This is a genomic window from Mycobacterium sp. 1165196.3, assembly GCF_001673415.1.
GTDB classification, from domain to species: Bacteria; Actinomycetota; Actinomycetes; order Mycobacteriales; family Mycobacteriaceae; genus Mycobacterium; species Mycobacterium europaeum_A.
Genome location: NZ_LZLU01000054.1, coordinates 20,493 through 29,080 on the forward strand (window position 1 = coordinate 20,493; position 8,588 = coordinate 29,080).

Genomic DNA, 8,588 nt, shown 5'->3' on the forward strand with positions numbered 1-8,588 from the left:
ACCAGGGACCCCCGCGCCGCGGTTACGATGGACCGATGAACTGGACCGTCGACATACCGATCGATCAGCTGCCGCCGCTGCCGCCGCTGCCGACCGATCTGCGGGCGCGGCTGGACGCCGCACTGGCCAAACCGGCCGCCCAGCAGCCCAGCTGGCCCGCCGACCAGGCGACGGCGATGCGCACGGTCCTCGAAAGCGTCCCGCCGGTGACGGTGCCGTCGGAGATCGTCCGGTTGCAGGAGCAGCTGGCCCAGGTGGCCCGGGGCGAGGCGTTCCTGCTGCAGGGTGGGGACTGCGCGGAGACGTTCACCGAGAACACCGAACCCCACATCCGCGGCAACGTCCGCACGCTGCTGCAGATGGCGGTGGTGCTGACATACGGCTCGAGCATGCCGGTGGTCAAGGTGGCCCGCATCGCCGGCCAGTACGCCAAGCCGCGCTCGGCCGACATCGACGCGTTGGGGTTGAAGTCCTACCGCGGCGACATGATCAACGGCTTCGCCCCGGACGCCGCCGTGCGCGACCACGACCCGTCGCGGCTGGTGCGCGCCTACGCCAACGCCAGTGCGGCGATGAACCTGGTTCGGGCGCTGACGTCGTCGGGATTGGCCTCGCTGCACCTGGTGCACGACTGGAACCGGGAATTCGTCCGGACCTCGCCGGCCGGCGCCCGATACGAGGCGCTGGCCACCGAGATCGATCGCGGGCTGCGCTTCATGAGCGCCTGCGGGGTGGCCGACCGCAACCTGCAGACCGCCGAGATCTACGCCAGCCATGAGGCTTTGGTGCTGGACTACGAGCGGTCCATGCTGCGCCTGTCCGAAAGCGACGGCGGCGAACCGCAGCTGTATGACCTGTCCGCGCACACCGTGTGGATCGGTGAGCGCACCCGCCAGCTCGACGGCGCGCACATCGCCTTCGCCGAGGTGATCGCCAACCCGATCGGCGTCAAGATCGGCCCGACGATCACCCCGGAGCTGGCCGTCGAATACGTCGAGCGGCTCGACCCGAACAACAAGCCCGGCCGGCTGACGCTGGTGAGCAGGATGGGCAACAACAAGGTTCGCGACCTGCTGCCCCCGATCGTGGAGAAGGTCCAGGCCACCGGTCACCAGGTGATCTGGCAGTGCGACCCGATGCACGGCAACACCCACGAGTCGTCCAACGGTTACAAGACCCGCCACTTCGATCGCATCGTCGACGAGGTGCAGGGCTTCTTCGAGGTGCACCGCGCGCTGGGCACCCACCCGGGCGGCATCCACGTCGAGATCACCGGCGAGAACGTCACCGAGTGTTTGGGTGGCGCGCAAGACATTTCGGACACCGACCTGGTCGGCCGTTACGAAACCGCTTGCGACCCACGGCTGAACACCCAGCAGTCGCTGGAGTTGGCCTTCCTCGTCGCCGAGATGCTGCGCGACTAGCCGCGCGCCGAAAGCCGCTCCCGCTGTACGCCCTGCGACGCCGGGGTGGCCGGGGCAGTGCGGCTTCGCTTCGAGGTGAGCCGGGCTCGCAGGTTGCCCCACACGATGCGCGGTAACAGGGCGGGATCCTGCAGCCGTGAGGGCGGGTCGATGAAGTTGGAGACCCGAAAGAAGCGTTCGGTCAGGACGACGTCCCGGGTCGAGGCGTTCAGTGCGGCGCGCGAGACCCAGCCTGAGAGTCGCCGGCGCAGCCCGCGCGGCCGGTAGCCGCCAGACGTGGCCCGGTCCCTGGCCCGATTGGCGGCCCACGTCTGGCCGATGTACTGGGCCGTTGCCCGAAAAAAGCGTTGCGCCAGTTGGGCATCGCCCGCGCTCAGGCAATCGCGCAGGGTCAGTGCTTCGAGCGCGGCGATCGTCATGCCCTGGCCGTAGGTCGGATCGAGGCTGCAGAGCGCGTCGCCCATCACCAGCAAACCCGAAGGGAAATCGGCCATTTGGTCGTAGCGCCGCCAGATCGCGGCGGTGTGGTGGAATGTCACGGCTTCACCGATGGGATGGGCGCGGCGCAGGCCCTCGATAATGGCCGGGGGCAGCGCCGGCTCGGCCATCGCGAGCATCGCGGCGAAATCGGTTGGCGGCTCGCCGGCCTCGACCGGCACACCGATCGCCAGCATGAACGTGTCGTGCTCGTTGGCCAGCAACAAGCCCCCCGGCCGGCCGCCCCCCGGGTTGAACATCACCAGCCGCTGGGCGATCGATCCCTCGGGCATGCTCAACTGTTGGCTCGCGTAGCCGTATCGGGCCACCGCCCGATCCTCGGTTGGCCGTGCATAACCCAGGCTCTCCAGAAACGCCGGGGTGCGTGCGGCGCGCCCCATGGCGTCCACCACCAGATCGGCGTCCAGCTCGGTGAGAAAACCGTTGTAGCGCCGGGTGATTCGCACGCCGTTGACGATGTCCGCGGTGTTGAGAAGTTCGGACACGTCGTGCCCGTCGAGGAAGGTCACGTTCGGCAGGGCCTTGACCCGCCGACGGACGTGAAACTCCATGAACGGCCGGGTCGTCATGTGCAGCGCCAACGCGTCCGGATCGGCGAACGTCCCCGAGTGTTTCATCTCGTAGCGCCCGAAGCGCACGTAGAACCGCGACAGATCGCCGTCGTCGACGACGACCGCCCCCGCCCTGGACAGGTCCTCGAGCAGGCCGGGAAACAATTCTTCCAGCACCTGCAGGCCGCGGCTGTAGAAGTTGTGCACGTGACGGCCCTGGGGGATTCCCCGCCGGTGGCACGGATGGTCGGGCAATCTGTCCCGCTCGACCACACTGACCGAATCGTAGAACTCCGAAAGTACACGCGCGGCAAGCAAACCCGCCATTCCGGCACCCAGTACGACTGCGTGCTCGCCGAGCCGGTTCGGCGAGTCGACGCGATGCGTTGTCGAACCCATGCAGAAGTACGGTACACCAAATTAAGAAAAATAAGAGAATTTTGTGATTACCTTAAGACGCGTGTCGTCGTGCCGGGTTACGTCGACCCCGAGTGCGGCCGGCTACAGCAGACCGTTGAGGTTGCTACCGACCGTCCACGCCGCGGTCGCGACCAGCCCGGTGATCGCCAGGATCACCGCCACCCAGACCAGCACCATGCGCCGGTTGTGCTGGCGCGCCCAGACGAACTCGCTGATCGGGATGCCCGCGAATTCGCCTGTGACAGCCTCGTATTCGTAGTCGTCCTCGGGCTCGACGTCGGGCTGCACCGGGCGTTTCGGCTCCGGCCAGTCCTGCGGCCCCCGCGTCAGCTGGCGCGTGGGTGCACGCACCGGCGCCGGTCCGGGCGGCGTGGGCCGGTGCGGCGGCCGCTGGCCCACCCGGCTGTGCTGCGCCGCCGCCGAACGGTGTTGCGCGGAGTTGCGTGGCGCCGGCACGGAGAACTCCGGCAGCGCAAGCTCGTCGGCGATGGCGTCGAGGTCGGCTCGCATCTCGATCGCGTCGGCGTAGCGGTCGGCGGGGCCGCGGGCCGTGGCGCGCTGGACGAATTCGTCGAACTGCCCGGGCACGCCGTCGATGACCGCACTCGGCGGCGGCACGTCGGTGTCCAGCCGCTGGTAGGCGAGCGACAACGCCGAGTCGCCGGTGAACGGTGTGCGCCCGGTGAGCAGCTCGTAGGTCATGATCCCCGCGGAGTAGACGTCGCTGCGCGCCGTGGCGGTGCCGTCGCGCACCTGTTCGGGTGACAGATAGGCGGCGGTGCCCAAAATGACGCTGGCGGAGGTGATTCCGGCGGCGGCGACGGCTCGCACCAACCCGAAGTCGGCGATCTTGACCTCGCCGTCGTCGGAGATCAGCACGTTCTCGGGCTTGACGTCGCGATGCACCAGGCCGGCCCGGTGCGCGGCGGCCAGCCCGCCCAGCACCGGACGAAGCACCGCGGCGACGGCATAGGGCGGCATGGGTCCGCGTTCGCCCAGCAGTTCGCGCAGCGTGCCGCCCTCGATGAGCTCCATCACCAGAAACGGGTGCCGGGCGTCCAGGCCCTGGTCGTAGACCGCGACCAGCCCGGGATCCTTCAGTCGGGCGACGGTCTGGGCCTCGCGCTGGAAGCGGGTCAGGAATTGCTCGTCGCCGGCGTAGCGAGAATCCATCACCTTCACCGCGACGGGGCGGTCCAGGCGGGTATCCAGGCCGCGGTACACCGTCGACGTGCCGCCGCTGGCGATCCTGGACTGAACCAGGTAGCGGCCGTCCAGCAAGGCGTTCTCCAACGGATCGGCCGACCCGGATTGGGGACGGCGACCATGCGGGCCGACCCGGCCCGAGGCGGGGCCGGGCGATTGCGCTTGGGCCACGGGGCCATCGTAGGTGTGCGGCGGTGATTGGCCGGTAGAACACGGGTTCAAGGTGGCCATCTAGGCCTACACTTGCCGGGATGAGCAGTATTCCTGCCGGCGACGATGTGCTAGAGCCCGACGAGCCGATCTATGACCTCAAGCGGGTCGCCGAACTGATGGGGGTGCCGGTCACCAAGGTGCATCAGCAACTCCGGGAGGGCCACCTGGTTGCGGTTCGCCGCGACGAGGGTCTGGTGGTGCCGCAGGTGTTCTTCACCAAGTCCGGTGAGGTGGTCAAGAGCCTGCCGGGACTGCTGACCATCCTGCACGACGGCGGCTACCACGACACCGAGATCGTGCGCTGGTTGTTCACCCGGGATCCCTCGTTGACGGTCACCCGTGACGGCAGCCGCGACGCCCTCAACAACGCCCGTCCGGTCGACGCCCTGCACGCCCATCAGGCCCGTGAGGTCGTGCGCCGGGCGCAAGCGATGGCCTACTGAGCCCGTTCGCTCAATCGGCGGGGACGTCGGCCGCGACGCCGGCGGGCTCGGCCTGCCGCGCGGGGGCCCGATACAGGCTGTAGCCGGCGATCAGCGCGCAGACGGTGGCCAGCGAAAAGTGCAACCACGAGTACATGCCGTGCGAGCCATCGGGTTTGAAAATCACCATCACCCAGGTCGACACGCCGCCGATGAGTGCGACCGCCCGCCGCGACTGCGCCAGCGGGGCCACGATCGCCAGCGGCCACGAGTAGTACCAGGGCAGCGCGGCCGGCACGAACAGCACCACGATCAACATCGACCACGCGACGCCGGTCAGCGCGGCCCGGTCGTCGCGGCGAAACCGCCACCACAACAGCGGCAGCGAAATCGCGATGATCGCGATGCCGGCCAGCCGGGTGACGCGAAGGATCGGATAGAAGCTCACCGGGAAGAACCCGCCGCCGATCGCGTGGATCAGGTTGGCGGCCGCGGTGGGCACGGTCAACCAGTTGATGATCTTCACCGATCCGGCCAGCGCGGTCAGCCAGCCCAGGCCGACGCCCGCCACCGCCGACAGGACCGCGAACACCACCAAAAAGATCAGCAGCGACAACGCCGTGGCCGCGAAAAACGCTGGCACCGGCCGATATCCGCGCCGATCGCGCAGCTGACGCGCCCACACCCACACCAGAAAAGGCAGCGCGATGCCGGCGGTGGCTTTGACCGCGATCGCGACGGTGATCAGCGTGATGCCGGCAACGGGGCGGCCACCGAACGTCAACGCGATGCCGGCGGCCATCAGGCCCACCATCAGCATCTCGTTGTGCACCCCACCCATCAGATGGATGAGCACCAGGGGGTTGAGCACGCAGATCCACAGCGCCGTCGCACCGTCGGCGCCCAGCTGGTGCGCGATGCGGGGAGTCGCCCAGACCAGCAGCGCCAGGCCGGGCAGCATGCACAGTCGCAGCAACGCGGTGCCGGCCACCACGTTGTTGCCGACCACGATGGTGATGATCTTGGCCACCAGGATGAACACCGGGCCATAGGGTGCGGTGGTGATCGACCAGATGGGACTGACGTTGTCCAACAGGCTGTTTGGGTTGGCGACCGGGCCGACGGCGTACGGGTCCAGTCCGTCGCGCAGCAACGCCCCCTGCGCCAGGTAGGAATAGGTGTCCCGGCTGAAGACGGGCACCGACACCAGCAGCGGCGCCAGCCAGAACGCGGTGGTGGCCTTCATGACGAACTCGGTCGCCTCGCCGGCCAACACCCGACGACCCAGGGCGAGCCACGCGATCAGCATCAGACCGACACCGGTCCACAACACGATCGACGACAGCACCAGGCCGTGCCCAAAACGCAACCAGGACATGTGCATCGACTCGAGCAGCGGGTCGTGCTGGCGGGTGCTGCCCGCGCCCAAACCGCCCAGCGTGATCAGCACCGAGCCGAGCATGCCCAGTTTCGCCGGGCGGGAGTCGCCGGCGGCGAGGAAGGCCTTCAGCCGTGAAACCCATTCACCGCGTGCCGGTTTGGCCGCCGGTGAGTCGGCTGTCGGGCTATCGATTGGCGTCGTCATCGGTCAGGCGGACCGGTTCGTGGCCAGCTTGGCCAATTCGGACAGGCCCGCTTTGGCCGCGGTGTTGATGGGTGCGGCCGCCAGGGTGGCCAGCGCCCGCTGGGTCAGCGTGGCGATCCGCTGTTCGGCCGCGGCCAGCGCCCCCACCGACTCGATGACGTCGCGCAGCTGATCCACCTGCGCATCGGTCAGCCGGGCCCCGATTGAAGTGCGTAACAGGTTGGCCGCCAACGGGTCTGACTTCTCCGCCAGCTCCACCGCCTCGGCCAGCAGCACGGTGCGCTTGCCCGATCGCAGATCGTCCCCGGACGGCTTGCCGGTCACCGCGGGGTCACCGAACACGCCCAGCACGTCGTCGCGCAGCTGGAACGCCACCCCCAGGTCTGTGCCGAACTGGCTGAAGACGTCGTGGACGTCGGGCCGGTCGGCGGCGGCGGCCGCCCCGAGTTGCAGCGGCCGGGACACGGTGTAGCAGGCGGTCTTGAAGGTGTCGACGTTCATCGCCGAGGCGATCGAGGCGGCCGCGCTGGCCTCGGCGACGATGTCGAGGTACTGCCCGCCGAGCACCTCGGTGCGAATGTTCGCCCACACCCGCCGCACCCGGCGCGCCGCCTGCGGCGTCAACTCCACCCCGAACACGATGTCGTCGGCCCAGGCCAGCGCGAGATCGCCGAGCAGGATGGCCGCCGACATCCCGAACTGCTCGGGCGAACCCTGCCAGTGCCGCTCGCGATGCAGCGCCGCGAACTGGACGTGGGTGGTCGGCCGGCCGCGCCGGGTGGAGGAGTCGTCGATCACGTCGTCGTGCACCAGCGCGCAGGCGTGCAGCAGCTCGAGTGCGGAAAACAGCAGCAGCGCTTGCTCATCGGGCGCTTCGGTGGTCACCGCGCGCCAGCCCCAATAGGCGAAGGCGGGCCGCAGCCGCTTGCCCCCGCCCAGCACGAAGTCTTCCAGCGCGGCGATCAGACCGCTGTAGTCGTCTCCGATGTACGCGGTCTCGGTGCGCCGGTCGTGCATGTACCGCCGCAACTGGTCGGTGATGGCGCCGGTCAACTCGACGGTTGCCGCTGCTGCTGTGGCTCCTAGGCTCAGCGCGGCGCCCCTTTCTGCTCGGCTGGCTGGGTGTTCCAGGCCCGACCAGTGTATTCGCCGCGGCGCCCGGGTCGCCTTCCCCACGGTTTCCCCACGGCGCGGGCGGGCGGACCCAGTTGCTTCGCATGGCTCACGAACCCGCCCCTATGCTGGCGGGTGCGCTGGGGGCCGCGAATGCTGCGCGGCCGCAAGACGCCCCGGGCCAATAGTCGTCAGATGGAGAGAAGCCGCGTGACCCTCAACACCATTGCGCTCGAGCTGGTGCCGCCGAACGCCGACGAAGGTCGGGAGCGGGCGCTGGAAGAGGCGCACAAAGTGGTGCGGAATTCGGCCGAGGCGGGCCTGGGCGGCCGGATCCGGCACGTGATGATTCCGGGGATCATCGCCGAGGACGACGACCGCCCCATCCAAATGAAGCCCAAGCTGGACGTGCTCGACTTCTGGTCGATCGTCAAGCCGGAACTGCCCGGGATCAACGGCCTGTGCACGCAGGTCACCGCCTTCATGGACGAGGCGTCGCTGCGCGCGCGGCTGACCGAGCTGACCTCGGCGGGCATGGAGGGCGTGGTCTTCGTCGGGGTGCCGCGCACCATGAACGACGGCGAGGGCTCCGGCGTCGCCCCCACCGACGCCCTGTCGATCTACCGCGAGCTGGTGACCAACCGCGGCGTGATCCTCATCCCCACCCGGGACGGCGAACAGGGCCGGTTCAACTTCAAGTGCGACCAGGGCGCCACCTACGGTATGACGCAGCTGCTGTACTCCGACGCGATCGTGGGCTTCCTGAGCGAGTTCGCCAGGCAAACCGACCACCGGCCGGAGATCCTGCTGTCATTCGGCTTCGTGCCGAAGATGGAGAGCCGGGTCGGGCTGATCAACTGGCTCATCCAGGACCCGGGCAACCCGGCGGTGGCCGCCGAGCAGGAGTTCGTCAGGAAGCTGGCCGCCGGCGAACCGGCGCAGAAGCGCCAGCAGATGCTCGACCTGTACAAGCGGGTCATCGACGGGGTTGCCGAGCTGGGCTTCCCGCTGAGCATCCACCTCGAGGCGACCTACGGAAATTCCGGGCCGGCCTTCCAGACGTTCGCGGAGATGCTCGCCTACTGGTCACCGGGCCGGCAGGGGTAGCTAGCTGGGCGGCGGCTGGTCGCGCGGCGCCGTCAACCGCGGTGACCGG

Annotated in this window: 7 protein-coding genes; 3 read left to right on the forward strand and 4 right to left on the reverse strand. The window is 68.8% G+C overall.

Annotated features, from left to right (window positions below; genetic code table 11):
* Window positions 1-35 precede the first annotated feature (35 nt).
* Complete coding sequence (locus tag A5659_RS04950; RefSeq protein WP_067020496.1) at window positions 36-1,424, forward strand: class II 3-deoxy-7-phosphoheptulonate synthase; 1,389 nt, start codon at window positions 36-38, stop codon at window positions 1,422-1,424.
* Here A5659_RS04950 and A5659_RS04955 read toward each other — a convergent pair.
* A complete protein-coding gene (locus tag A5659_RS04955; protein ID WP_067179575.1) occupies window positions 1,421-2,872 on the reverse strand; it encodes an NAD(P)/FAD-dependent oxidoreductase in 1,452 nt (483 codons plus the stop codon). The two genes, A5659_RS04950 and A5659_RS04955, sit on opposite strands and share 4 nt — an antisense overlap.
* A 102-nt stretch (window positions 2,873-2,974) precedes the next feature.
* Entirely contained in the window at window positions 2,975-4,186 is a 1,212-nt protein-coding gene (locus A5659_RS04960; protein WP_066873375.1) for a protein kinase, read from the reverse strand.
* Window positions 4,187-4,350: 164 nt separating this feature from the next.
* Between A5659_RS04960 and A5659_RS04965 the strand changes: the two genes are divergently transcribed.
* Window positions 4,351-4,755, forward strand: coding sequence for an Rv2175c family DNA-binding protein (locus A5659_RS04965; RefSeq protein ID WP_007770743.1), 405 nt, complete (start codon window positions 4,351-4,353; stop codon window positions 4,753-4,755).
* 10 nt (window positions 4,756-4,765) lie between these two features.
* On the opposite strand, the gene A5659_RS04970 is transcribed toward A5659_RS04965, so the two are convergent.
* Both A5659_RS04970 and idsA2 read right to left on the reverse strand, forming a co-directional pair.
* Window positions 4,766-6,319 (reverse strand): alpha-(1->6)-mannopyranosyltransferase A, encoded by a 1,554-nt coding sequence (locus A5659_RS04970; RefSeq protein WP_067179577.1) that lies wholly within the window; start codon window positions 6,317-6,319, stop codon window positions 4,766-4,768.
* A 3-nt stretch (window positions 6,320-6,322) separates the two neighbouring features.
* A complete protein-coding gene (gene idsA2 / locus A5659_RS04975) occupies window positions 6,323-7,372 on the reverse strand; it encodes a bifunctional (2E,6E)-farnesyl/geranyl diphosphate synthase (protein WP_066873381.1) in 1,050 nt (349 codons plus the stop codon).
* 270 nt (window positions 7,373-7,642) lie between these two features.
* On the opposite strand from idsA2, the gene A5659_RS04980 reads away from it, so the two are divergent.
* Window positions 7,643-8,539 carry a mycobacterial-type methylenetetrahydrofolate reductase gene (locus tag A5659_RS04980; protein WP_066873384.1) on the forward strand — a complete coding sequence of 299 codons (897 nt, stop codon included), beginning with the start codon at window positions 7,643-7,645 and terminating at the stop codon, window positions 8,537-8,539.
* Window positions 8,540-8,588: the final 49 nt, after the last annotated feature.

Bases quoted from the DNA above. Each gene is read 5' to 3' on its own strand.
- A5659_RS04950 (WP_067020496.1), top strand. From the start codon at position 36: ATGAACTGGACCGTCGACATACCGATCGATCAGCTGCCGCCGCTGCCG.
- A5659_RS04955 (WP_067179575.1), bottom strand. From the start codon at position 2,872: ATGGGTTCGACAACGCATCGCGTCGACTCGCCGAACCGGCTCGGCGAG.
- A5659_RS04965 (WP_007770743.1), top strand. From the start codon at position 4,351: ATGAGCAGTATTCCTGCCGGCGACGATGTGCTAGAGCCCGACGAGCCG.
- A5659_RS04970 (WP_067179577.1), bottom strand. From the start codon at position 6,319: ATGACGACGCCAATCGATAGCCCGACAGCCGACTCACCGGCGGCCAAA.